The sequence below is a fragment of the Microcoleus sp. PH2017_12_PCY_D_A genome, from assembly GCF_020738565.1.
Lineage (GTDB): Bacteria > Cyanobacteriota > Cyanobacteriia > Cyanobacteriales > Microcoleaceae > Microcoleus.
Window position 1 is genome coordinate 40224 of record NZ_JAEQCI010000045.1, and the last position, 26668, is coordinate 66891.

The 26668-nt window shown below is 44.3% G+C and carries 16 protein-coding genes; 6 read left to right on the forward strand and 10 right to left on the reverse strand.

Annotation, left to right across the window (positions count from 1 at the left end; translation table 11 throughout):
- The first annotated feature begins 337 nt into the window (after positions 1 to 337).
- Together JGK39_RS14555 and JGK39_RS14560 are read left to right on the forward strand one after the other, a co-directional pair.
- On the forward strand, positions 338 to 889 hold the full coding sequence (locus JGK39_RS14555; RefSeq protein WP_293254414.1) for a CPBP family glutamic-type intramembrane protease: 552 nt from the start codon (positions 338 to 340) through the stop codon (positions 887 to 889).
- 46 nt (positions 890 to 935) lie between these two features.
- Positions 936 to 2267, forward strand: coding sequence for a HEAT repeat domain-containing protein (locus tag JGK39_RS14560; RefSeq protein ID WP_293254417.1), 1332 nt, complete (start codon positions 936 to 938; stop codon positions 2265 to 2267).
- A 314-nt stretch (positions 2268 to 2581) separates the two neighbouring features.
- Here the strand turns inward: JGK39_RS14560 and JGK39_RS14565 are convergent, their stop codons facing one another.
- Together JGK39_RS14565 and JGK39_RS14570 are read right to left on the reverse strand one after the other, a co-directional pair.
- Complete coding sequence (locus JGK39_RS14565; protein WP_293254420.1) at positions 2582 to 4498, reverse strand: BamA/TamA family outer membrane protein; 1917 nt, start codon at positions 4496 to 4498, stop codon at positions 2582 to 2584.
- Positions 4499 to 4763: 265 nt separating this feature from the next.
- On the reverse strand, positions 4764 to 4964 hold the full coding sequence (locus JGK39_RS14570) for a hypothetical protein (RefSeq protein ID WP_293155365.1): 201 nt from the start codon (positions 4962 to 4964) through the stop codon (positions 4764 to 4766).
- 334 nt (positions 4965 to 5298) lie between these two features.
- Here JGK39_RS14570 and JGK39_RS14575 point away from each other — a divergent pair, with 334 nt between their 5' ends.
- Entirely contained in the window at positions 5299 to 6129 is an 831-nt protein-coding gene (locus tag JGK39_RS14575; protein WP_293254423.1) for an alpha/beta hydrolase, read from the forward strand.
- 226 nt (positions 6130 to 6355) lie between these two features.
- Entirely contained in the window at positions 6356 to 7837 is a 1482-nt protein-coding gene (locus tag JGK39_RS14580) for an ATP-binding protein (RefSeq protein WP_293254426.1), read from the forward strand.
- Positions 7838 to 7975: 138 nt separating this feature from the next.
- Here JGK39_RS14580 and JGK39_RS14585 read toward each other — a convergent pair whose 3' ends face one another.
- The 5 genes from JGK39_RS14585 to JGK39_RS14605 all read right to left on the reverse strand — a co-directional run bounded on the left by JGK39_RS14585 (position 7976) and on the right by JGK39_RS14605 (position 18582).
- Positions 7976 to 8329 carry an STAS domain-containing protein gene (locus tag JGK39_RS14585; RefSeq protein WP_293254429.1) on the reverse strand — a complete coding sequence of 118 codons (354 nt, stop codon included), beginning with the start codon at positions 8327 to 8329 and terminating at the stop codon, positions 7976 to 7978.
- 66 nt (positions 8330 to 8395) lie between these two features.
- Positions 8396 to 8983, reverse strand: coding sequence for a DUF6272 family protein (locus tag JGK39_RS14590; RefSeq protein ID WP_293254432.1), 588 nt, complete (start codon positions 8981 to 8983; stop codon positions 8396 to 8398).
- Between the two features lie 55 nt (positions 8984 to 9038).
- Positions 9039 to 10274 carry an adenylate/guanylate cyclase domain-containing protein gene (locus JGK39_RS14595; protein WP_293254435.1) on the reverse strand — a complete coding sequence of 412 codons (1236 nt, stop codon included), beginning with the start codon at positions 10272 to 10274 and terminating at the stop codon, positions 9039 to 9041.
- Positions 10275 to 10437: 163 nt separating this feature from the next.
- Positions 10438 to 15930: an AAA family ATPase gene (locus JGK39_RS14600; protein WP_293254438.1), complete on the reverse strand. Its 5493-nt coding sequence runs from the start codon at positions 15928 to 15930 to the stop codon at positions 10438 to 10440.
- 525 nt (positions 15931 to 16455) lie between these two features.
- Positions 16456 to 18582, reverse strand: a complete 2127-nt coding sequence (locus tag JGK39_RS14605) for a SpoIIE family protein phosphatase (protein ID WP_293254441.1) — start codon at positions 18580 to 18582, stop codon at positions 16456 to 16458.
- 168 nt (positions 18583 to 18750) lie between these two features.
- On the opposite strand from JGK39_RS14605, the gene JGK39_RS14610 reads away from it, so the two are divergent.
- On the forward strand, positions 18751 to 19113 hold the full coding sequence (locus JGK39_RS14610; RefSeq protein ID WP_293254444.1) for a VOC family protein: 363 nt from the start codon (positions 18751 to 18753) through the stop codon (positions 19111 to 19113).
- Positions 19114 to 19293: 180 nt separating this feature from the next.
- Complete coding sequence (locus JGK39_RS14615) at positions 19294 to 20574, forward strand: recombinase family protein (protein ID WP_293254447.1); 1281 nt, start codon at positions 19294 to 19296, stop codon at positions 20572 to 20574.
- A gap of 170 nt (positions 20575 to 20744) precedes the next feature.
- On the opposite strand, the gene JGK39_RS14620 is transcribed toward JGK39_RS14615, so the two are convergent.
- From JGK39_RS14620 to JGK39_RS14630, 3 genes are all read right to left on the reverse strand, one after another.
- Positions 20745 to 21878: an adenylate/guanylate cyclase domain-containing protein gene (locus tag JGK39_RS14620; protein ID WP_293254450.1), complete on the reverse strand. Its 1134-nt coding sequence runs from the start codon at positions 21876 to 21878 to the stop codon at positions 20745 to 20747.
- A 33-nt stretch (positions 21879 to 21911) separates the two neighbouring features.
- Positions 21912 to 24986 (reverse strand): ATP-binding protein, encoded by a 3075-nt coding sequence (locus tag JGK39_RS14625; RefSeq protein ID WP_293254453.1) that lies wholly within the window; start codon positions 24984 to 24986, stop codon positions 21912 to 21914.
- Positions 24987 to 25769: 783 nt separating this feature from the next.
- On the reverse strand, positions 25770 to 26668 hold an 899-nt coding region (locus JGK39_RS14630), incomplete at its 5' end, for a calcium-binding protein (protein ID WP_293322250.1).

Consider the following 26668-nt stretch of genomic DNA (forward strand, 5'->3'; position numbering starts at 1 on the left):
CGCACTACAAACCAATCTTATTTTCGTTCGTCCGCAAAAGCGGACTTCAGTCCGCTCTCCGGTTGCGGACTGAAGTCCGCACTACAAACCAATCTTATTGTGGTCAATCTACCGGAGATGATATAATTGGTAATAGACATCTTCAATAATTATTGTTAAACAGGCATCTTGCCTGTTCAAGACTTGCTTTTTAAAAGAGGTATAATACAGATTTTGTGCCTTTTATTCCATTGATTCTTTAGTCGCGTGGAAATGGACTTCGCTTGTGCAGTGGGGTTTCAAGTGCCGATTCCCATCTCCTAATATCTGTTAAAAAAATTTAATAAGAAATTTGATTATGTTAAATTTTAGTGCGATCGCACTATTCGACTTGCTAGCACTGCGCCTCATCCGCGCTTTTTCAACTATTCCCGATTTCACCGATTGGCTGGTTGTAGCTCTGCTGGTGCTAGTTTATAGCGCGATCGCACTTCCGATCGGTTTTTGGTCGGGATTTCTCAAAGTAGACGTGCAAACCTCCGGGCCGATAATTGCGGGAGTGCTAGCGGGCTGTTTGTTAAGTCCGGGGCTGACTGAAGAAGTATTTTTCCGCGCGTTAATGCTCCCGCACGCTTTTGAGAACCCTTCTGGGCTAATGCTGTGGTTTTGGGGATGCTCCAGTTTGCTGCTGTTTGTAGTTTACCACCCGCTGAACGGGCTGACTTTTTATCCCGTTGGTCGATCGACCTTTATGAATCCCGTGTTTTTGCTGCTGGCGGCTGTTTTGGGGGTAGCGTGCTCGATCGCATACCTGCAAAGCGGTTCCATCTGGCCTGCGGTGCTGATTCACTGGCTGGGAGTGACAGTCTGGCTGCTGCTCTTGGGCGGTTACAGGAGGCTGTATGGTTAAATTGTAAAAAGTCCAGCATCACTATATTGTCCGGAGGAGCTCAGTTGTGGAAATCATAGGAGCGATCGTAGGTTTTTTGGCGGGGATAGCAGTTGCTTACTGGCTAGTGGAAAAGCGGTTGCACAAGCAAAAGCAAGAACACTTGCTGCAAACTCGCAGAATAGCTCAGGATATAGAACTAGCTCAGATATCTCGAATGCAGCAAACTACCGAATCTCCACGCCCAGAAGGAGAAGATCGGCTGAGAAACGCTACTGTTGAACACGAAAATTTACTCAGACAAGTTACAACCCAATACGAAAATCAGCTTCAACAAGTTGCGACTCAATACGAAAATAGACTCCAACAAGTTTTAGCAGAACGCGATCGGCTCCAACAAGTTGCAGGCGCCCACGAGCAGCAGATCCGACAATTCACCCAGGAATTAGAAGCCGCTCACAATGCTAGGCTTCAGGAAAATATACAATCTTTGCAAGCACAACACGAACAGCATTTAGTCACATTTGCTGACGAATTGCATGACAATTATCAAGCTCAGATGGACGAACATTTTCAAAACCTGCAAAAACAACACGAAATTCAATTGAGACAAGCTGCCTCGCAATATGGGAACAGCGAATTTGACATACAATCAACTAGGGAGGCTTTGCAACAGCAATACGAGAGTCAGTTGCAAGCCGCTCAGGAGCAGTTTCAAGCTCGCGAAGCTCAGATGCAAGCTACTATCAGGTCTTTGCAAGAGCAGTACGAGAGTAATGTACAACAACAAGAAATCCCGCAGCAACAGTTCAGTCAGTTAAATCCAACAGAATTTACATCGGATTTACCACAACAAGAAGTTTGGCAAGAAGAACCGTCAAGTGAGTTCAATCAACCTGAATTCAATCAACCTGAGTTCAATCAACCAGAAGTTGAACAAGAGTTAAATTACACAGGATTTTCCGAACCAGAATCAACTGATTTAGAACAAGCAGAAATCCGACAAATGCTTGAATCTCCCAGACAAACACCAAACTACTCATCGGTGGCGCAGTTGATGGGATGCGTTCAAAGTCAGGATACAGAAACTCGCAAATTTGCAGCATCTGCTTTAGGTAAAATGGGTGCGGCTAATGCTTTGAGAACCGACGGTCAGCGAGCCATAGAAACCTTGGGTAAATTAGCTCAAGATTTTAATCCCGAGGTGCGGGAAGCTGCTGTGGAAGCCCTAGCAATGATTAAGTCTGAAAAAGTGATTCCGCTGTTGCAAAGAGCTTTGCGAGATACAGATAGCGGTGTGGCAAAAGCGGCAAGTGCTGCGCTCAATAAGTTTAAGTTTTATCCGCGCACTCCGGCGGTGAAACCGAAACTGATGGATATGAAGAAACCAAAGCGTTAAGAAGTTACTGAAACAGTGTAGGGGCACAAAATTGTGGTGTCCCTACAGTGTTGCTTACTGAGTTTATGGCACTGGTTTGTAGTGCGGACTTGAGTCCGCAGCAGGTTTGTAGTGCGGACTTCAGTCCGCAGATTTTCAATTTTTGCGGACTTCAGTCCGCACTACGAACGCATCTAATTGTGGTTCATGAATCGCACGCGATATCACCAACATATAGCAATTTTCCCTTGCCGACAATACAGAACACAACAATGTTTTGTCCCTAGGCAGTAAGGTGCCCGTTGCACACCCTACGACTCATGACATTACGGACTTTAAAAACGCTGTTTTGTACCGAGTACAAATTTGATGTCCCCGTCATCGCTAACACCCATATCTAAGCGAATTAATCCCAAGGACGATCGCACTCTCACACCCAAACCAACACCAGCCCCAGTCCCCGGTTTATCCCTGACTACCGCCGGTTTTCCCAACACGCTGTCACCCGTTCCCAAATCCGACGCAAAATCCACAAATATCACGCCACCCACATCCCTACCCACCGGAAACCGATACTCCCCGGAAGCCAAGAAATAACTCCGCGCGCTACCGATATCCCCACCGTCGTAGCCCCGCACAGAATTGCGGCCGCCCAGGCGAAACGCTTCCGTCGGCGGCAAATCTCCAATTACCGTCCCCCCTTGCAAGTTAAAAGCCAACATTTCTGGCAAAGCTTCCGACTCGCTGATACCGAGCAAAGTTACTGGTACGTATTGTATATAATTTGCCAACAGTCGGTTGCTCACAATGTTACCTCGCCCGAGAGGTATCGACTGCTCGGTGCTGAGGCTGAGAATCGAGCCGCTGGTAGGGTTGAAGGGATTGTTTCGCCGATCGCGCACCGCGCCAAAAGAAACAGTATATAATTCATCAACACCCGCACCGCTGAATGTGAGAGGATTGCCGAGTACGTCCCGGCGGGCAAGATTTAAATTGCGATCGCGCGTGCTGATATTGGTATAATTCAGTCCCAAAGTTCCCCGCCAATCGCCCAAAGGTCGCGTAACAGCGAGATTTCCGCCCATCCGAATTTCTCGAACTCGATCGCCATTGGGCAAATTAATATCCTTATTGAAAATTTCCGAGATTCTGCGATCGCCAAAAGCTCTCACACTGTATCCCAAACGGTCATCGGCCGCAACATAAGGGCTGACAAACCGCACATCGTACTCCACACCTCGGAGGCTGGGCTGAATTTCCAGCGACAGGCGCTGCCCGTTTGTCCCGAAAGTGCGATCGACATAGGAAAGAGGAACAGCCACACCAACATCATCACTCAAAGTGACACTCGCGCCAACAGAACGAGCCGATCGCTCTTCGACATTGTAAATTACATTAATATCCGTCCCAACTTCTTCAGTAGAAACCGTCACCTTGTCAAACAATCCCAACTGCTGCAACTGCTGCAAATCCAGTTGCACAACTTCCTGACTGTAATTATCCCCCGCCTTAAGTTTGAGCTCGCCTCGGATAAAATCTTCCGAAATTCTCCCCTTAATCGGATTCCCCTTTTTATCCACAGCTTCGCCTTTGGAATTAACAAAGCGAATTTTAACCTCTGCAACGTAAACGCCCTCAACATTTCTCCCTTGACTGATTGGTAGAGTACCGCCTAGCTGTTGCGCGTTAAGGTTGACTGCTTCCGGGATTTCGGCAATGGTTGCGATCGTCCCCGCAGTTGGTAACAGAGATGTAAAATCTTTATGGCGATCGTCCTGGGCTGAGGGCGATCGAACTTCTGGAGCAACAGCAATCTCATCGGATGCCGGCAAATCCCGCACAATTCGACTCACCTCATCCGATTGATGAGAACTTAAGACTGAAACCGATAATAAATGTCGCTTGTAGTCGAGTCTAGATCCCCCTAAATCCCCCTTAACAAGGGGGACTTTGAGAATATTTCTTGTCCCCCCCTTATTAAGGGGGGTTAGGGGGGATCGAGACTTCGATACAAACAACAGAGACGGTCGGTTTGACATTAATTTGTCACCCATGACCTCATCCTCCTCCCTCCGCACTCTTGTGGGACAGGCGTCTGGCCTGTCAATTTCTCCGTCTCGCCTGTCAACCTCTGCGGTTCCTTCTCCAGCCTCCACCTCACCCTGCGCGACAGTCAGCTCGATCCCCCGCGCCCCCAATTCCCCACCAACCATCGCCGCCAAACTCAAAAATGCAATAATCGGAATTCGCATAAACATAAAACTAAAGCATACTCAACGCATATTAACCAAAATTGGTCATGATGCCTAATACCCCATCTGGAAATAATACCCCTCTATTCTTCAGTCGGCGGAGGCCGACTTCCCTTGTGTAGACGCGGTTTCAACCGCCGTCTCAACCGCCGACTCCTCTCAAAAAGAAACCCGGTATTTGTGAAGATACCGGGTTTCTGCGAAGCCGAAAGTTGCGAAAAAATCCATCGCGGGCGATCGTACAATTGGGAAACCGAAAAATTATTTAAAGAGATTGCCGAGAAACACGCTTCTCAAAATGAGCCTGAGTCTGCTGCAACAGTTGTTCGCGACTGTCCTTAGCAGTAGTAATCGTAGGAAGCAAATTGCGAGCTTGTAAAGTCATGTGAAGCTGTAGGTGTGCTACGTACTCACTGACATCTTCGCGCAGGGAGCAAGCCGGGTAACGTTTTAAAGTAGAGTTCAAAGTGTTCTCCTGCTTCGATTTGGCAGTTATTTCTAATAATATTAGAGATTATCACGGTCTACTTCTAATTGTGTACTCCTTAATGAAGTTTAACCTTTGGACTCCTCTTTTGTTACAATTGTTTACATATAGTGCTGAAATAAGTAAATCCACCTGATTAAAAGTAAAATGCCGATCGCCCTCAAGCCTGCTGCATATATCTTCTTCCTTCTGGAGGCAATAACAAAATCCCTCTTCCCTGGAACCTCTTCCTTGACTTTTACATCCGTTACATCCGTTACATCCCGTACATTGCCCGTTGCCTCCCTTCCATCTTATCAGGAGTCGATCGCCCATGCAGTCCCAAGCAGTAGCAGCACACAAGTACACATTAAGTACATTTGTCAATAGCCAGAGCCAAACAGCCACCTACCTCGACATCGGGAGCGGCCCACCCTTATTGCTGCTCCACGGTTTTTTCGGAGAAAAGACTTGCTGGCTACCCTTAATTGAATTATTGCAATCTCAATTTCGGTGCATCAGTTTAGATATGTTAGGTTTTGGAGAATCCAGCAAACCACAAATCCAATACGACGTAGCCCTAGAAGTTGCCTTTGTGCGGCAAGTTGTAGAACAACTAAACATCGAACAATGTGGCATCATCGGACATTCTTTTGGCGGTTGGGTAGCCTCTGCATACGCCCTAAAATATCCCAAATCTGTCAGCAGTTTAGTGTTAGCAGCACCTGCGGGAATCCGCGACGACAGTTTTTGCGGTCAGTACGACGCTTTGCGGCCCCTGCTGTGGCAAACGCCCGCCGTTGATTGGGCCTTGCAGCTAGCAAAACCTTTTGCTAGATTAGCGGGAAAAAGTAAGAAATTGCAGGAAATTTCCGGCTGGCGCAGGGAGCTAATGTATCAACCAGTAGCAAGGTCATTTTTAATGAGCCGGATGCGGCCAGAAGACGCCGTTGACACAGTAGAAAAAGAAATTCACAAATTGCAAATTCCTACCTTAGTCATCGCAGCAGATAGCGACGAAACAATTCCTCTATGGCACTGTCAAACCTACGCCAACGAGATACCGGGAGCCGAATTAGCAATTCTTCCTAATGCCACTCACGGGTTGCCGCAAACTCAAGCTCAAATCATGGCAAAATTGATTAGTAAATTTTTGGATAATTAAGAAAACCTTTGCAATAAGCGAAATTTTCCAAAATATGATAGGGGACGTTATACTGTTAGAACACTCAGAATAGCCCTTTTCCAATGCAGTTGATTGCTGATTCTTTTTCCTTCTTTTTCCTTCTTTCTTCTGCTACAAGCGACCAATAGAAAATAATTGTATTAAAGTATACTACTTTAACAGTAAATAGAGCATATATTGCTTGCTGTAATGTACAATATTTTTTATGGCTATACAATCTTGTGTCAGCACGAGCTACAAACATTTAGTTGATTCTGGAGTATTACGAATGGCGGCACTGAGCAACTACTTTAATCTGGAAGAAATTACGACAGCCAGAAAAGTTAGTGCTGCGGTAATTAACATCAGCGGCCGCCAGCGAATGCTTTCCCAGCGAACCGCATTTTTTTGCATGAGGTTAGTTGGCTCTGTGAATGCAGCAGAAAGAGCAAAACTGCGCGGGAACTTGTTAGAGGCGATCGAGCTTATGGAAAAATCTCACCGCGATTTAATTCATACCGACAGCAGCATCAACTTAGCGAGTCCCCCTTCACCCACCGTCAAAGCGATGTATTTTGAGGCGCCGCTGTATCTAGACAAGCAAGTCCGCGAATATATCGATCGCATAAAAGCCTTAGTCCAAGCTCCCGACACCGAACTCAGTCAGGAAAATCCCGATCTACAGTACATTATCGAAGCTGCCGGTGGCGAATTGCTAACAGCTTTCGATGCCGTCGTCAGTCAGTACCAGCAAGAAAGCGAAATCGAACAATTTGAAATCGATCTCAAACAAGTTGAACTCTATCAAGAAAGCTGTGCAGCCACCAGCAGCGCCGAAGCCCAAGCAGCCCAACTCGATCGCGCACTTCGCGAACTCAAGCAAACTCAAGCTCAACTCCTCCACAGCGAAAAAATGTCTTCCCTCGGAGCACTAATGGCGAGTATCGTCCACGAAATTAATAACCCAGTTAGTTTTATTTACGGCAACTTGAGCCATGCCGAAATTTATACCCAAGATTTACTGAACCTGCTACGTCTATATCAAGAAAACTATCCCAACCCCTGTACCGAAATAAAAAATCAAATCCAAGAGATCGATCTTGAATTTATAGTTGAAGACTTGCCTAAAGTTATGTCCTCCATGCAAATGGGTTCCGATCGCATTCGCGAAATCGTCAAATCCATGGGCAGCTTTTCGCGAACAGATAACACTAACATGACGCAGTGCGATTTGCACGACAGCATAGACAGCACCATTTTAATTTTACGCAACCGCCTCAATTCTAAAATAGACCGTCGAGATATTCAAATAGTTAAAAATTATGGAAAACTGCCTGGTGTAGAGTGTTATGCCGGACAGCTAAATCAAGTATTTATGAATCTAATTAGCAACGCGATCGATGCTTTAGACGAGGCAGCAAAAAATCAGCCCGATGCAGCCCTAAAAATTTCGATCCGCACAGAACTCGCTGGGTTAGATCGCGTCAGAGTCAGGATTTCTGACACAGGATCGGGAATGACAGCAGAAGTCAATAAACGGATGTTCGAGCAATTTTTTACCACCAAGCCGATCGGTAAAGGTACCGGTTTAGGATTATCTATTGTTTACAAAATCCTAGTAGAAAATCACCGAGGAACGCTCAGGTGCGAGTCTGAACTGGGGAAGGGAACCGAGTTTATCATTGAACTCCCAGTGCAGCAAACTTAAACAGTCGATTGACATCCAAATTTATCTGTATAAATTGTAGCACAGGAAGGTTTGTAGTGAGGACTTGAGTCCTCTGAAAACTTTGAGGACTCAAGTCCTCACTACAAACGTTAACTGCGGTTAAAATTCACAGATCGCCTACTCCAATTCTAGCTTCAAAGTTGGCAACAGCTTTTCTAAATTTTTGAGAGACTTCTGTTGCCAAGGAACATCATTGGAACCCACTACCAAGAGCTGAATTGTTTTCTTTTTCCGCACGCTAATAACAAACTTAGACAGCATATTAATACCCGAACTGTTAACAAATTCTAATTTTTTGACGTTCAAGGTAATGTGAGAGGGTTCGGGACTAGCAACATCTTCTAATAATTGAACTATGGGCGCATAATCTGGCGATCCATCTAAGCTAAGTTCGCCCGTGAAGCTGACTGTCACTGATTGTGGATCGTATTGAATGCTGTAGTCTTGACCTTGAATTTCTTGAATATTCATTGTTTTGTGATGTCTTGAGTGAATTATGGCGATCGCACAACAGAGTAAATATTGACCGAGTTAAAACTAAACGCTAATCTGAACGATCGTGGTAATAGCTAGCATATTGGAACCATCAGAAATCCTCTCAAATTTCCAACCAATCTTAGCTGAATAGTCATTAATCATCGTCAGCAATCCCAGTCCCGATGTTTCACATTCAGATTCAGCATTCTTTTCAAGCTGCTGTAAATATAGTTCATCAGAGTCCGAATTAAACAGTTCTGTAATGAATTCCTGCAATTTATTAGCCGCTGGTTGCTGCACATAGTTAGTGGCAAAAATTACCGCCGTCACATCAGCTTCTCCTATAAAGTGTATCCCAAACCTTACCTTGTGATTGCAATTGTCATCAGTAAACTTGATGGCATTTTCTAATAGTTCATTGGCAATGTAACTCACAGCTCCTTTACTTTGTTTAATCCGTTTTTCGCTCCTAGCATCCTGCTCGTCCACCGGGAGAAAACTCGATAAATAATCGGCCACAAAATGAGCCGATACCCTATTGTTGCGCCAGCGCTGCTTGATGGGGCGAGAACTGGGCGTAAATGTAAGTTCTAGGGAGTCGTGTTCCGGTGGAAACTGGTCGATGAATTCTCCAAAGACTTGTGTCATAGTTTGTAAACTTCCAGATGTCATTATCTTTTTCCCTCCTTTTAATGTGTCAATGTCACTTCTGGGTAAATTTCCACACGCCATTCCAGTTAGCCGGAATACTATTTTCTAATAATTCTTGAATGCGTTTTAGGTAAATTTGGCTGGGTTTGTCAGCGGGATTTAGCGCCACTATCTGTTCAAAACAAACTTGGGCATTAGCAAAATTTCCCTGACAATATTGTTCTAGACCCTCCTCAAAAATAGGCAAAGTTTGAATTTTGAGCGATCGCACAGGTTCTACTTCAACATCTAACACCTCACAAACAGTAATGGCTTCTTGTCGGCCTTTGACAATTGCCCGATCCAAAAATCGAATATGATACTTTTCGGGTTGACTCAAACGTTGTACCACCTCTCCTGAAATTAATAAAGATACCCCATAATACTTAGTTAAACTTTCCAGACGAGCCGTAAGATTGACATGATCGGACAGCGCATCGGCTTGCATCCGATTCGCGTCTCCAATAATCCCCACCATCGTATCACCGACATGGATACCAATGCCAATATTCAGCGGTATCTCCCCATTTATAGTACGGTTTTGATTGAATTTTTGCAACTGTTCAAACTTCACAATTCCCGCCTGAATAGCATCATCAACGCCCTCGGGGAAAACGGCCATCAGTCCATCTCCCATATACTTGACAATAAAACCGTTGTGCTTGCGAATTTCGGGACTAATTTGCTGTAAATAGGTATTGATGAAGTCAAAATTTTCTTGAGGAGTCATTTGCTCCGCCATTGTTGTGAAAGAACGCAAATCGGAGAACATGATAGCCATCTCTTTACTCACGTGATCTCCAAGCTGGAAATCTACAATGCTTTGTTTTCCCAGAAATTGCAGATATTCATCGGGGACAAAACGTCCGTAGGCTTGCAAAAGTTTCTCTAATTCCTGTTCCCGCGCTTTCACCGTTTGCACCATGTGCGAGAATACCTGTGCCAATTCTCCCAGTGCATCATTGCGGGCTGCCACCTCTGATAATATCTGGGGTTCAAAGCTGTTGTTCTTCACAGCAATAGCTGCATCTATCACCTTTTTTACCTGGTGGATGTAAGTCTGCATCTCTCGATTTTTATGGTGGATCTGGTTTTCCAAATCTGTGGAATGTTCTGTGATAATGTCTACTAAAGTTTCATAGCTATGTTTTTCTTCTTCGGCTTCTTCAAGTTTTTGGATCAAATCCTGTAGCTGGACATTAAGTTCTTCCGAGGATTTAGATTGTGCTAAATTTATTTGGGGGTTCATAATTGATACTCCAGAATCCGGGAACACAAAATTTTTTCACTCGCTCGCTGTACATTACTATAACTTACACGAGCAAAGCTGCAAATCCGGCTTGCTTCCGCTTCGATGCTTCGCGACTCAATCCAACAGCCATGTTAGAAAGAGGGTTGGCGAGCGTCGTCAATCATAAATTATGCACAATATTTCCCTGTTGCTTCAATACTAGCAAAGTAATGTCATCAAATACCTTTTGCGAACCAATGAATTTTCGCAAATCATCGATCGCAGCTTGCTTGACTTGTTCGGCGCTCAAATGCCAGTTTTGAGCAATCACTTCACAGAGTCTTTCCATGCCGTAGAATTGTTTGTGGATATTTCTAGCTTCGGGGATGCCATCAGTATAAAGCACTACACCATCCCCCGGCTCTAAGTCTACTAAAAGATGACCGATCCAATCTGAAATATCCTCATCTAAGCCTATGGGAAATCCTAAATCCATCATGTCAATGCGTTCAATCTTACCGCCTTTTCGGACTACGAGAGTTTCCTCATGTTGACCGCTAATACTAATTTGGCTGTCTGCGTAATTGAGGAGAGCTAGCGTCAGGGTTTTGTCCGAGTTCATCCGCTGGATATTTTTATAAATAGTGCGGTTGAGGGTATCTAAAAAGCGCAAGGGGTCAAGTTCTTGAACTTCCTTCAGAGTCCGAACAGCCGTTTGAGTCATCACCATCAAAATGCCACTTTCTAGTCCGTGTCCGGTGACATCACCAATGCAGAGCGTTACCACCCCGTCATTAAAAAGTACGTCGTAGTAATCGCCACCAACTTCATCGGCTGGTTCCATAAATCCTGCAATATCTAACTCTGCAATAGCTGCTAATTCCGCTGGTTTTGGTAAAATTAACTGCTGCATTTGTTTGAGGATATCGAGTTGTGCGCTCATCCGAACATTTTCGTTTTTGAGGCGCTGGTTGAGGGCAGAAATTGCTTGATTTGCTCGAGCAAGTTCGGCAGTACGTTCTTCTACTTTATCTTCTAGAGTTTGATAGAGCAGAGCATTTTCAATGGAGATAGCAGCTTGGGAAGATAGGATTTTTAATACTTCTAATCTGTCAGCAGTAAATGCACCTGTGGCGAGACTGTTTTCTAAGTACAGAATGCCGATCGCCTGACCTTTGTTAACAATGGGAGTACACAATACGGATTTAGGTTGGTGCTGAATAATGTAGGGATCTGCTGCAAAGATATTTTCTACAGCAATATCGTTAGTTACCAAGGTTTCTCTGCTACGCCAGACGTAGTTAATGGCTGTGATTGGAAGATGTTGGCTTTGAGAAACTGGAATATTTGGCAAATAGCAGTTTTCTCCTAAACATTTAGCAACAATCAATAATTCACCTTCCCTTTCTAAGATCAGAGAGCCTTTGGATGCGCCTGCATTTTCGATCAGTATTCTGATCAAGGTTGATAGCAGTTCCTCGACGTTGATTTCTCCCGATATGGCTTGAGAAGCTTTAATTACTGTTTCTAGGTCGAGGAAATTGGAAACATTTTGGCTGCTGTTCGTAATCCCTACCACAATTGTTTCAGCAATTGTCTCTCCTGTATAAAAAGTGTTTTCTTGTTGGAGAATGGGGCCGAGTAATTGGGAATATTTTTGTTGTAAATCATGGACTTTTGCCTGGGAACCCCAGCGAGCATAAGCGTAGTAAGCGTCAGTTAGATAGACGCGGGCAATTTTATCTTTGCCTAATTCCAGGTAGAATTTAGCTGCAAGTTCGCTGAAGAGTGCTTCTTCTTGAAGGTATTGGTTGTCTTTGGCGGTAGTAATGGCGCGATCGTACAAATCTCCTGCTTCGAGCCTGTCTCCCAAGACTCGTGCTGTTTCTGCTGCTACTAAGTCATACTTGTGTTGGTAATTCATCGGTGCGTGAAATGCCCAGGTTTGCATTTTTTCCTGATTGGCTCTGATTTGGTTCAAATATTGCGATCGCGCGATCGGCTCAGCATCGGGATACAGCGCCAGCAGGGCTAGGGAATGGTAAAAGTTGTGCTGCGGTACCATCATCAGCGAACCGACACCAGCGACATATTGCTCTGCTAGCTGGGCATTTTCTACGGCACTTTCGATCTCGCCAAACAAATAATTGACAACCAATTTAGAAAAATAAACTCCAAAGAGGGAAGAAACATTATTTGCTGCTAGCAAAACTGGCAGCAGTTCATCTTCATTAAAACTATCGCCAACTAACCGACATTTGTCCTCAGCTAATCCTTGTAAGTTTAATGTTAGCTGTCGCCATATCTTGGTATAATACGTCTGATATTCTTGTTTAGAATTAACCATTAGTTCAAGATACTGCTCGTATTTCTGGTCTACAGATGTTAAGTCTTCACCGCTAAAGAAGCTGTAGATGCAAAGATACATAGCAGCATAGCAAGCATATTCGATATCGCCGCTTTCTAAACCGCTTTGGACTGCTGAGAGCAAAGATGGTATTGTCGATCGACTGGGTTCTTTCCAATGTCTCACGCAAGCATTGTAGACCATCACAACTTTAGATTCAAATTCTGTGGATGGAAATTTATCTAATACTTGCAAAGATAGTTGACCGTATTGATAGCCTAATTCAATGTCTCCGATTGTTTGACAGATTAAGCTGCAACAAGCATAGGCATAACTAGCCGGGGCCGAGTTTCCGTATTTGCTGCAAATATGTGCCATTGTAAAGACAACGGCTGGGTAAAGTTCTGGAGGGGCTAGATAAGCAGCAGATGCGATCGCACATAAAATCCTCAAAGCACCAATTTTGTAAGCATCATGAATTTCTGGGAGATTAACTAAAGCGGATATCTCCACCACCGCCGGCAGTTGTGTTTCCAAAGCAACACCCAGCATTCCCAGAACTTGCAATCCAGTATCCACTGCCGATTGCATCTGATTTTGGGCAATATAAGACTGAATTTGCGCTTCGTAAACTCGGAATTGATCGAGGAGGTTGTGCGATCGAGATAGAACTATTTGGGCCAGTTGGTGCGACAAATCGAAATTGGTATTCAAATATTCGGCTGCAACCGCTTCTACATAAAGATCGATCGTCAAGTCGTACAAATTTGTCCAGCTATCACCGGTTAGCAGATTTCTGCCGATAGTTAAGTAATCAACAGCAGCAGCATAAGCAGTGGAATTTTTAGCTTTGCGCCCAGCAATTAAATTTAAGGAAGCTAGTTGATGTCTTTCGGTGCGATCGACAATTAATTCCACTCCCATATTCAAGTGGTTGACAATATCAAATATCCGATCTTCCCGCGGCGCTTCCCTAGGGGCTGTGTCCCCGTCAGAACCCTTGTGCAGCAGCAATCTGCCAATTTTCAGGTGAGTTGACTGCTTTGCGTCGTCTGGAATCAAAGAATAGGCGGCTTGTTGAACCCGATCGTGCAAAAATTTGTAACTTGGCAATTGACAATCGGCAACGGCTAATGGCGCAGACTCCCCATCCTCTCCAAAAAATTTGTAAACTTCACTTTGCGGTAAAATTAGACCTTCTTGCAATGGTTTCCACAAGTAGGCTGCGGTGTCTATTTGAGATTTTTCACAAACAAGGGCTAAGGTTTCTAAATCAAATTCGCTACCAATACAAGCAGCTAATTTTAAAACATCTTGAGTAGCGATCGGCAATTTATGCAATTGACCAGCCATAAATTCGACGACATTATCGCTGACTGTCAACTCTCGTATTTTAGTAATATCGCACTGCCAACCACCCCTTTTTCCCCCTAAAAATGGCGTAAAATCGAAATAAATTAACTTATCTTCGTGGAGCTTTTTGAGAAATTGATTGCTGAAAAAAGGATTGCCATTAGTTTTTTGATAAATTAATTCGGTCAAGGAAACAGAGCGGTCGATCGCACAACTTAAAGCATCAGCAACCAGACGATTCAAGTCAAATATTGAAAGTGGCGCGAGAGTAATTTGATTAATTATAGCGGCCGAGCGATCGCTTCCCTGTTTTTGTAGAGAAGATGAACCCGCACCTAGCTTGCGAATCTCTGATAAAGTCAGCATTAAGGGATGAACCTCGGACACTTCATTATCTCGATAGGCACCAATTAGCAACAAATGTTGACCTTCTGATTCGCCCACCAACAATTGCATTAATTTCAGAGATCCTGAATCTGCCCATTGCAAATCATCTAAGAAAATGACTAAGGGGTGATTTTTGGTAGCAAAGACACGAAGGAACTTTTTAAATAATAGATTGAAGCGATTTCGTGCAGGATTTGGTTCTAGTTCAGGCACAACAGGTTGCTTGCCAATCAGCAGTTCTAATTCTGGGATAACATCAATAATTACCTGAGCATTATCCCCTAAAGCTGACAAGATTTGGGCTTGCCACTGCTGAACGCGAGCAGCACTTTCTGTGAGTAATTGCCGCATAAAACTTTGCAGAGCTTGTACCCATGCCCCCAAGGGAATATCGCGTCTAAATTGGTCAAATTTCCCTTTGATAAAGTATCCCCGCTGCTGAACAATGGGCTTGTGAACTTCGTTAATCGCAGCGGTTTTGCCAATGCCGGAAAAGCCTGCTACCAGCATGATTTCGGTAGTAGCTGTACGGGGGATTTTATGCGGTTCTCGGCTGTTAGGAGAAGAAACCTCCAAATCGGCTGCTGGGCGATTTTCCTGGGGACAGGCGACGCGCCCGAAGGCTGCTAATAGGCTCGAAACTTCGCTTTCTCTGCCATAAAGTTTTTCGGGAATTACAAAGCATTCGGAAATGTCTCTGCTGCCTAATTCAAACAGTTGAATAGTGCCGCGATCTGAGTATTCTTTTAAGCATTTTTCTAAATCGTGTTTGATGCCAAAAGCTGTTTGATAGCGTGCTTCCGCTGTTTTAGCCATCAGTTTTAGCACGATGTCGTTCAATACTGGGGGGATGGCAGGATTTAGGGCGATCGGGGGCATTGGCTGGCGAGCAATGTGACAGTGAACCAACTCCATCGGCTCCTTAGATTGGAATGGCAATTGTCCTGTCAACAGTTCGTAAAAAGTTACTCCTAGCGAGTAAAAATCGGTGCGGTAGTCAATCCCGCGATTCATTCTGCCAGTTTGTTCGGGAGACATATAAGCTAATGTCCCTTCCAAGATATTGGGGTTTTTGATTTCTTGATTTTCTTTAGGCAAAAGCGATGAGATGCTAAAATCTATAAGTTTAATTTCTTTGGTTGTAGGGTTGATTATAATATTCTGTGGTTTGATATCCTTGTGAATAATGCCGCTGTGATATATTGTTTCTAATGTCGAACAAATTTGAATGGCAATTTGCAAAAAAATGGCTAGGCGATTGGTGAATTTACCCTGGACTCCAAAAGCATCGTTGGTGATGTATTCAGCCAGAGAAATACCGCCAAAGTCCTCCATTACTAAAGCAAAACCGTTACGATATGTTTCCAGACTTAAATGTTTGACTATACCGGAATTATCAATATTTTTGGCAATGGTGTACTGATTGCGAAACTGCACCAGTTCGGTGAAAGTCGGATACTCAGACTTGAGCAATTTGATGACGACTGGTCGATTGTCTGATTCCGAAAAACCTCGATAAACCAAGGTTCGGGTGCCGGAGTAGAGTTGTTCGCTCATGCGGTAGCCGGGAATTGAGATCGGGATCATAGTTGCTAAATCCTAGTCAGCTTTTGGTTTAAGAGTCTTGGACGCACTCCGACCTTCATAACCGGGTTTTTTACCTAATCCGCTGGCTACAACCTTTGTAGTAAAAAAAACTGGTTTCAGGCTACCTGCGCGCAAGTTATGTTTAAGCACTATCAAACTTGTTTGTGTTGATTATTTATTAGTTTACTACTGCTCCCAAGGTTTCAGGAAGATTTGACAAAAAATAATGATATGTCGATCGCTAACCATCGCAGGTATCATGAATTTTGTTAAAAATCTTTGAAGCGCTTGCTTCCGGGAAGCGATCGCCTGTTCGAGTCACATCTGGGATATCCAGCTTCCTGTTGGTTGAATTCCCTATAAATTTCTTGGTACATCGCTATTTTTTTTGTCGGAAAGGGTACAATAATAGCGATCGAGCGTGTTGGGCTTGAGCGATGACAGATAAATAGCGATCGGGACTATGTGGTGTCACTTTCAGATTGGCAACATAGTATCCCGCACACTCCCGACGAGAGGCAGGACTTAATCCTTTTTCTTGAGAACCACCAAAGTAATGTCATCAAAAACCTTTTGTTCTCCAATAAATTCTCGTAAATCATCGATCGCGGATTGCTTGATTTGTTCGGCGCTTTTATGCCAATTAACCGAAACCACTTCACAGAGTCTTTCAATCCCGTAGAATTTTTTGTTGATATTTCGGGCTTCAGAAATGCCGTCGGTATAGAGCACCACCCCGTCCCCCGGCTCTAACTCTACTAAAACCTGGTTAATCAACTCTGAAATATTCTCATCCAAGCCGATAGGAAATCCCAAGTTTATTGTATCAATTCGCTCAGTTTTACCGCTTTTTCTGACAACAATAGCTTCCTCATGTTGACCGCTAATACTTATTGTTCCATCGGCATAGCTGAGGATAGATAGCGTCAAATTTTTGTCTGAGTTCATGCGCTGAATATTTTGATAAATAGTGCGGTTGAGGGTATCTAAAAAGCGCACCGGATCGGATTCGGGCATTTCCTGAAGAGTGCGGACGGCTGTTTGAGCCATCACCATCAAAATGCCGCTTTCTAGTCCGTGTCCGGTGACATCGCCGATCGCCACAGTCACAATACCTTCAGTGTAAAGTACGTCGTAGTAGTCGCCACCAACTTCATCGGCGGGTTCCATAAATCCGGCAATATCCAAGTCTGCAATTGCTGCGAGTTCAGCGGGTTTGGGCAGAATCAACTGCTGCATTTGTCTGAGCATACCGAGTTCGGAGCTCATGCGCCGATTTTCTGCCTTCAGCCGCTTGTTAAGAGCTGCAATTTCTTGATGAGCTGTGGCAATTTCTGAGGTGCGTTCGGTAACTTTGTCTTCGAGAGTTTCAAAAGATTCTTTGAGTTGTCGTGCCATACTATTGAAGGAATTAGCTAAGGTTTCAAGTTCAAATATTCTGCTAGGATTAATATTCTGATTTAGATCGCCACCTGCGATATTTTCGGAAGCCTTAGCAATTTGTAAAATCCGGTAAATAATCTTGTCTGCGCTGAGAAATCCGACTGCTATTGACACAATTAGAGTCGCAATACAAAGCAAGATGGTGTTGCGAGTATTGGCATAAACTTGGCTCATAAAGTCGGATTCTGGTACGACAACTACAATTAGCCAGTTGAGACCGTACTTGTCAGTTAGGGGAGAAACTTGGAGAAATTGCCGCTGACTGTTGAGGTTCAAATTAAGTTGAACAGTTTCTTTAATATTGTCTAAGCGTTGGAAGCTATCGAGTAAATAAACTACACTTTTGCTCATCAGCGGGTTGCTATCATCCTGTGCTTTGATCCGTTTTTGGTCTTGGCCTTTACCGAGGGACAGAGCCTGATTTTTCAGCGAGCTAGCGATTAATTTCCCGTCCGGCTCAATGATAAATACTTGACCGGATTTACCGATGCTTAAGGTTTGCAGGAAAGCGCGAATTTGATCGAGTCCCATCCTGCAAGTCAGGACGCCAATCAGTTTGCCTTGAGGGTCATAATAGGGTTGGCTGGCATTAATTTGCAGCGTACCGTAGGCTAAATTAATGTAAACATCGCTCCAAGCAGCCTGTTTTTTTTCGACAACAACGGTGTAAAAGGGGCGGGTGCGAACGTCATAATTGGGCTGAGACCTTTCTATTTCGAGCGGATTGCCATCAGGGTCAAGGTTGTAGTAAACCAAGTCGCCACCTCCGGGAGTCAGTTGCTGAGCAAGCTGAGGTTTCTCAGATACATCCAGTCGGTTCACCCAACCCATTCGCAGGTACTCACCTTTTTCGTTCGCAATTCCCGCATGACCGATCGCGCTAAACCGCAAAAGTTGATTCCACAGATAAGGCCGAGAGCGCTCCAAATCGTCGAAATCCAACTGGCCCATAGCTACAGCATCATGATTGAGTTGATTGACTAACGGAGGAGTTTCGATGTAGTGTTGGACGCGATCGTAAACTCTGGCACTGATGGAATACTGTAACTGACTGGCGAGATCGTTGACTGTCTTCTCTCCGTTTCTGTAAGAGAGATAGCCAACCCAGCCAACAGCAGCAACAATTTGTAATACAAACGGTACCACCAAGACACGACGGAGACCGAATTTGGGCCGACTGGGGGCGATCGCGCGTTTTTGAGAGATCATTCTTGCTAAAATTACTTCTAACTGGCTGTTTACCTTACTGCAATATTCTTAGCAAAAGATACAATAGGATATTTTAAGCTGATAAAATTATATCAAGTCTGACACGAAATTTCTGCTTTCGGCTGAAACACTCTACGGTTATAATTGAAAATTAATTGTTTTCCCAGCATGAAAATTACTCAAGCCCTGCACGCGGCCCTAGTTATCTCGAATATCAAAAAATCAGAACAATTTTACAGCCAAGTTTTAGGATTAGAAAAAGTAGACAGACAATTAAAATTTCCCGGCATCTGGTATCAAGTCGGCAACTTCCAGATCCACCTAATTTTAGCGGCAACAATTATACCAGATGCCGTAGACTATGAGAAATTGGGGCGGAATCGACACCTAGCGTTTGCAGTGGCTAACTTAGAGGCAGCCAAAGAGCAATTAATCGCTCACAATTGCCCGGTACAAATGAGCGCGTCAGGTCGATCGGCATTATTTACCCGAGACCCCGACGGGAATATCATCGAACTCAGCGAACAATAGATAAGAGTTGGCGGTTTCAACCGCTAAGCGAGTCAAACTTTCGTCCTAGCAGAGGGGGACTAAGAAATAAAGCCGGATTGAGTAAGTTAGGTTCTTCAGTAGTTATTAAAAACCTTGCTTTTATGGCTTCTTCCTTCTTCCTTCTTCCTTCTTCCTTCTTCCTTCTTCCTTCTTCTATAAATGAAAATCATCGCCTACTCTTACACCGAACCGCTGCTAGAAGCCGCGCCGGCGGCTGAATTTTGGGGCCAAGAGGTCGATCGCACATACCAAGATTTAGGAGGGCGCCAGCAACTCCAGCAACTGCTAAAAGACTGCCAAACAGAAGCAGTCAAATACCTGCTAATTCAGCGCTTTGAAGAACTCGGCGACACAGTACAGCAAGTGTGCGCCCACCTCGAACAACTCGAAAACCTCGGCATCCAGCTAATTGTCACAGACGAAAAACAAACAGAAAACAGAGCCAACTTGCTCAAACTCCTCGCCGAGCTCCAGCGCAGCCAACACAGCCGCAGCATTCGCAAAGGACACGCCCGCAACCGCATCAAATCCCTTCCCCCACCCGGAAAAGCCCCCTACGGCTACCGGCGCGGCAAAGACAAATATGCGATCGACAAAACCGCCTCCCCCGCCGTCAAAGACTTTTTTGAACACTTTCTCATCTACGGTTCCCTGCGCGGTTCCGTGCGCCATTTAGCAAAGAAATACAACAAAAAAATCTCCGTCAGCACAGGCCGCCGCTGGCTGACAAATCCCGCCTACCGAGGCGATTTAGAATATCAAAACGGCCAAGTAATTTCTAACACCCACGTCCCGATTATTTCCAGAGAAGAAGCCGCCCAAGTAGACAGATTGCTGCGGCGCAACAGTCGCCTTTCTCCCCGCAGCGCCAGCGCCCCCCGTTCCCTCGCAGGTTTAGCAATTTGCGCCGAGTGCAAATCGCCCATGACAGTTGCCAAAGTCACAGCCTACCGCAAAGACAAAGAATACCTTTATTTGCGACCGATTAACTGTCTGTCGCAGCCTAAATGCAGCGGCATTTCCTACGAAGAAGTATTGCAATTAACCCTAGCAGGAATTTGTCGCGATTTGCCCGATGCGATCGCCCAGTTGCAAAGGCCCGACATGAATGAAATTAAAGCTGGAATTGCCGGGGCGATCGCATCTAAAAAACAAATTATAGAACAAATTCCCGCCCTGATTGAAAGCGGCATTTTGGACACAGAAACCGCTGATTTGCGCTCCTATAAAATCCGCACAGAAGTTGCAGAACTGCAAAGCAAATTAGCGAAAATGCCCCCCGTAAATTTGCGAGAAACTGCTCAAACTGTTTCTCTTCCCCAATTTTGGCTGGACTTGTCGGAATCGGAACGCAGGTTTTATTTTCGAGAGTTTATCGATCGCATCGAGATAGTCCGGGAAAATATAAATTGGAAACTGCAAATTATTTTCATTTTTTAACAGTGGACAATTGAGAATTGACAATTGTCCATGATATCATGTCCGATCGATTGACCCCAATAAGCAAGGTTTGTAGTGCGGACTTAAGTCCGCAGCATAAAGCGGACTTAAGTCCGCACTACAAACCGTTATTAACTGTCAACTGTCAACTGTCAACTGTCAACTGTCAACTATTTTTTACCTTTGAGCCAATAAACGGTCATATCTCCTTTACCTTTAACCGCGATCGCACCCTGTTCCTCAAATAAATACCGATCTTTCAACTGTTCGTAAACAGCCGCAGTAACTTGAATATATCCCGATAATCCCTGTGATTCCATCCGAGAAGCAACATTAACAGTATCCCCCCACAAGTCATAGATGAATTTTTTAGTGCCAATTACGCCAGCAACTACTGGGCCTGTATGAATCCCAATCCGAATTTGAAAGGGTTCGCCTGTGTCGGTTTTAAAATCTGCGATCGCCTCCTGCATATCCAACGCCATATTTGCGATCGCTTCTGCATGATCCGCCCTCGGCACAGGCAACCCCCCCACCACCATATAAGCATCTCCAATTGTTTTAATTTTTTCCAAACCGTGTTTTTCAGTTAGTTCGTCAAACATGGAAAAAATCTTATTGAGAAAATCCACCAATTCTAGTGGTGAAATTCTCGCAGCAAGAGACGTAAAATCGACAAGATCCGCAAACAAAACTGTTGCTGACTCAAACCTCTCAGCAGGAGAACCCTCGCCTTTTTTCAAATTTTCAACAATCGCTGCTGGTAAAATATTTAGCAATAAATCATCCGACTTTTTTTGAGCCACACGTAAAGCTAGCTCAACTTCCTGCCGCTCTTTAATTTCATTTTGCAAACGTTCGACAAGTTCTTCTAATTGCTTCGTTTGCTCTTGCAGTAGCTTTTGCTGACTTTGAATTGTTAACTGATTGGCCACTCGTGCCAATACTTCTTTATCTTGAAAAGGTTTAGTAATATAGTCAACTGCTCCCACATCAAAAGCTTTCACCTTATCTACAACGTCACCTAAGGCGCTTAAAAATATCACCGGAATAAAACTGGTTTTTGGTGAAGCTTTCAACTGCGCGCACACCTCATATCCATTCATCTGTGGCATCATCACGTCCAGCAGAATTAGATTCGGCGGAAACTCCTGCACCGTCGCCAGAGCCCTTTTACCATTCAACGCTTTACGAACCTGATAGCCTTCCTCAGTTAGGATGGTAGATAAAAGCCGCACGTTATCTGCTGTATCATCAACTATGAGAATGATGGCGGAACTTGTCCGAGACTGATTGCTGTTCATGCGATCGACGGTATTTTTTCAAGATCGAACATATTAAGACTGACGCGCCCTAACCGCAGATTTCGCTAGATCTATGATATCATCAAAGAGGAAATCATGTGCTAAATCAGTTAAAACTTGTGCAGCCGTCGCCAACTCTGCAGGCATTTCTTCAATCAATCGCATAATTTTATCGTCGTAGCATTCATGAGCAGCTTTATGGATCTTCTCCACCCAATCAACAGGCATTTGACAAAGTTGTGCTTCTACAGAATGTAGATTGCCCGCAATCCGATTAATTTCCCTTTTATTTTCGAGGTTGACAGCAGCAGGTTCCTCGTAAATATAGCGGACTCCTAAATATTGTTCTATTAGAGAGAATAGTTTTTTGGCTTCAAAGGGTTTACGAATAAAATCGTCGCAGCCTGCGCCTAAAATAGTTTTGCGTTCCTCTTCAAAAGCGCTAGCAGTGAGAGCCACAATCACCGTTTCTTTCCCGAGAGGATGAGATTTAATTTTTCGGGTGGCTTCATAGCCATTCATGACAGGCATCTGCATATCCATCCAAATCAGGTGCGGTTGCCAATCCTCCCATACAGCAATAGCTTCTTGACCATTTCTAGCTTCTCGCACGAGGAACCCTAGCGGTGATAACAATCTATCTATGACTAGACAGTTATCAGCGCGATCGTCTACCACCAAAATCCGGTATTCTGGTTGATTTGGTGCTAAACCAATCACTTTTTTCTGCGGTTTAAGCATTTGAATCTCCCTAGGCTCGGCAAGCCTGATTTGAATATCAAATGAAAACGTACTTCCCACATCAGGTGTGCTAGAAACAGCAATATCGCCTCCCATCATTTGGACAAATTTACGACTAATTGGTAAACCTAGTCCTGTTCCCTGTTGGGATTTATAACCTGCTTTTGTTTGCTCGAATGGTGCAAATAACTTATCCATTTCTTCTGGGGCAATACCGGGCCCAGTATCTTGAATTTCAAAATGAAGGCGTAAAGATACGGGGCCAAGAGAAGGCGCGCCTGCACAATCAAAATCCCCAGGGGGCGGGGTTTCGCAGTCGATGTCGGCAGTTTTTGTTTCTGTGTCCCCAAACTCTGCCGTTTCACCAGCCCAACTTTCTTCTACCTGGTTTTTCAATCGCAAGGTAACGCTACCTCTCTCTGTAAACTTAATTGCATTTCCTACAATATTAATCAAAACTTGGTGCAATTTACCCTCATCTCCATTGACAAAGTGCGGTACGCTGTCAGCAACTTCAAAATTTAGCTGCAATCTCTTAGATTTAGCTTTCAATCGGAACATTTCTTCTAAGGTTTCTAGCAAGCGCCTTAAATTAAAACTACTTTCGTTAAGCTGACTTCTGCCTGCTTCAATTTTAGACATTTCCAAAATGTCATTAATCAGGGACAGCAAATGTTCCCCAGCGCGATTAATAATTTCTAGGTGTTGCTGGTTTTGAGCGTTGAGAGATGAATCGCGCACCATCACCTGACTAAATCCCAGAATTGCATTTAAGGGAGTACGCAATTCGTGGCTCATAGAAGAAAGGAATTCACTTTTGGCGAGGTTGGCAGCATCAGCAACTACGACAGCTTTTTGCAGCGCTGCTTCTGCTAACTTGCGATCGGCTATTTCTGTTTGGGCTTGTTCAAAAAGCGTGCATTGCTGGATAGCAATTGCTAGCTGCACGGAAATTTGCTTGAGAGATTCTATCTCAGAAGAGTTCCAATGTCTTTGACTGCGGCAGTGATGGGCAATTAGTAAGCCCCATAAATTTTCCCCTTGCACAATGGGAACAACAAGATTAGCTTTAATTTGAAACTCGGTGAGTAAATTAATGTGGCACTCTGAAATACCAGCCGTGTAAATATTGTCGATCGCGCGAATGTGTCCCTGTGCATAAATAGAAACGTAGCCTTCGCGAAAACAATTGTCATTAATGTCAATTCCCAAAATCGGCATCACACCTGTTGCCACCGATTCGACTGCTACAAATCCACTCCAATCTGGGTGAAAGCGGTAAATAACTGTCCTGTCAGTTGACAAAAACTGGCGCACTTCTTCCACAGCCATTCTCATAACTTCTTCTAGGTTAAGAGAAGACCGAATCCGCTCTTGAATGGCATCTACAAGCCGCTCTCTTTTTAGTTGCTGCTGTAAAGCTGCCTCTGCCTGTTTCCGAGCAGTAATATCTACTCCATAACCAACACACTCCACAGGTAAGCCAGCAGCATCTTTGACCAACTTAACCTCATCGTAAATCCAGCGATAAGTACCGTTTTTGTGACGTTCGCGGTATTCGTAGGAAATCGATTCTTTTTCTAATATCTGAGCGAAGGCATTATCTACAATTTCTCGATCTTCGGGGTGAATGAGGCTGTGCCAATCGAGGGAATTATCAAAAAAATCTTCCGCTTCGTAGCCAATCAGCGAAACAATGTTATCGCTGACAAATGTTACATCATATTTTCCCCCTAATTTGCAGCTAAAAATCACTGCCGGAGTAGTAGCTAGCAAGTATTGCAAGCGTTCGGTAACTGAGCGCAATTTTAACTCGGCTTGCTGGCGATCGCGAGCTTCCATTTCTAAGCAAGTGTTGGTTTCTATCAACTGTGCAGTACGCTCTTGCACTTTAATTTCTAAATCTTCATAGGCACAGCGGAGAGCTAATTCGGCATCTTCACGGACTGCAATTTCCCGCTCCAACTTCAGATTAATTGCTTCTAACTCTTGAGGTGTTTTCAATGATAAAAACTGGGGCAGTAGCGTTACCATAGATCCGGCAGTGTAGCAGGAAACAAGGGCCGTAATTGCTTTTTCAATCCCCGACAGCCAATAAGCGGAATGCCACAGCGTCCAAATGTCTAGCAAGTGACCGGTACCGCAGAGAATAATAAACGCACCAAACAAAGCAAATATTCCTAAAAAAGGAACGTCGCGCCGCTTAAACACAAAATAAATCAGCATCGCCGGAATTGAATAGTAGGCGATCGCAATTAAAAAGTCCCCAGTTACGTGCAGCCACACCAAAGGCGTTTGCCACAGATAGCAGTGACCGTGCGGCATATACTGAGTTGGAGAAAAGATATTTTGGATTATTTGCCACATAATGTTTGGTACGATCGGATAATGTTGACAAAGCTTTAGCAATGTCCACTGTCACCTTTTAATTGTAACTTCCCGACCAAATGTGACAAGTACATGATATTTGGGCTAACCATCGAGAGTAAAGCAGAGACGGCTCTCTCTCAGGTAGGAGATCCAGCACCTCTTGAAATTAGGTTAGTGACCAGTATTTAAGTCAAAGATGAGCAACCGCAAAATTTAACCGATGTCAAGGATTTAAATCACCAAAGACAGCAATTCTCAAAAAACCGCGCCGCCATCCCATAGGCGATCGCACTCAGCTTGACAATCAATCAAAAGTAATAAGTTCAAAGATTTTGCGACAGCAATTAAATTTTGCTCATAATTTAATTGTCCAACTTACTGGAGCGATTCGAGAGCGAGAATATATCTAATTTATGCAAATTTGTATAATTAAAAAAGATCCGCGACTTCTCCAAGAAGTCGCAGATCCAACAATTTTATGCAATTAAGACGCTGGGCAAGCGTGTCACATTCAAATCAAATTGTAGGGTGCGTCATATTCCGTTATCGAACGAGACTGAGGTTTGGGAGCATCTCAGTTTTACAATAAGCATTTTTTAAAGAACGGACTAAAGTCCGTACTACGAACCTTTTTTGAGTTCCCGACAGCACTGTAAATGCAAAACTGAGATGCTCCCCTGAGGTTTTCCAGTTCTGACGCACCTTACTAATTTAAGACTTACGCAACAAGAGTCCTGTAATTGTGGCAGTTGCTCAAGTCTTGACAATAACAGGACTTAACTACAGACTGATAAAATCGCTAGCGCTGAGAGCATTCGCAGCAACACCGTTCAGCTTCGCTAACAATTGATTGGTACCCGTCACGCTAATCAAAGTTTGATTGCTGCTAGACGTAATGCTGAGTTGATTGAAACTCAAACCGGGAGCCAACGTAATGATGTCGCTACCCAAACTTTGATTTAGGAAAAACACATCACTTCCCGAACCGCCAGTCAAAGTATCATCTCCTATATCCCCGGAAAGGTAATCGGAACCAGCACCGCCAGCGAGGAGATCGTTACCCTTACCGCCGAAAAGCGTATCGTTACCAGCATCGCCGCAGAGGACATCATTTTCATTGTTACCGAACAGCAAGTCGTTGCCAATACCGCCATCGAGACTGTCGTTTTCTTTGCCGGCGTAAACCGTGTCATTTCCTGCCCCACCAAAAAGCAAGTCTGTACCTTCATTACCAAACACAAGATCGTTGCCGTTACCAGCATTAATTGTGTCATTTCCTAAGTTGCCTAACAGGTAGTCGTCGCCATCTTCACCGAGCAAGATATCGTCATCTTTGCCACCAAAAATGGTGTCGCTCCCGATACCGCCAGCAACAGTATCTTTGCCCAAATCTCCCATTAAGAAGTCATTGCCATCGCCGCCAACAACAGTGTCATTATCTTTGCCACTACTGATGCTATCGTTGCCCGCACCACCTTGGATCAAATCAGTGCCGTCATTGCCGAAGAGCAAGTCGTTATCTGCACCGCCGTCAATGTTGTCATTGCCGCCCATGCCGTAGATAGTGTCGTTGCCGCCAAGTCCGTTAATCGACTCGGGGATGCTGCTACCCATGATGAAGTCGGCACTGTTACCCCCATTGAGAGTTTTTTGAACGGGGTTGGGGGTGATGCTAGCAG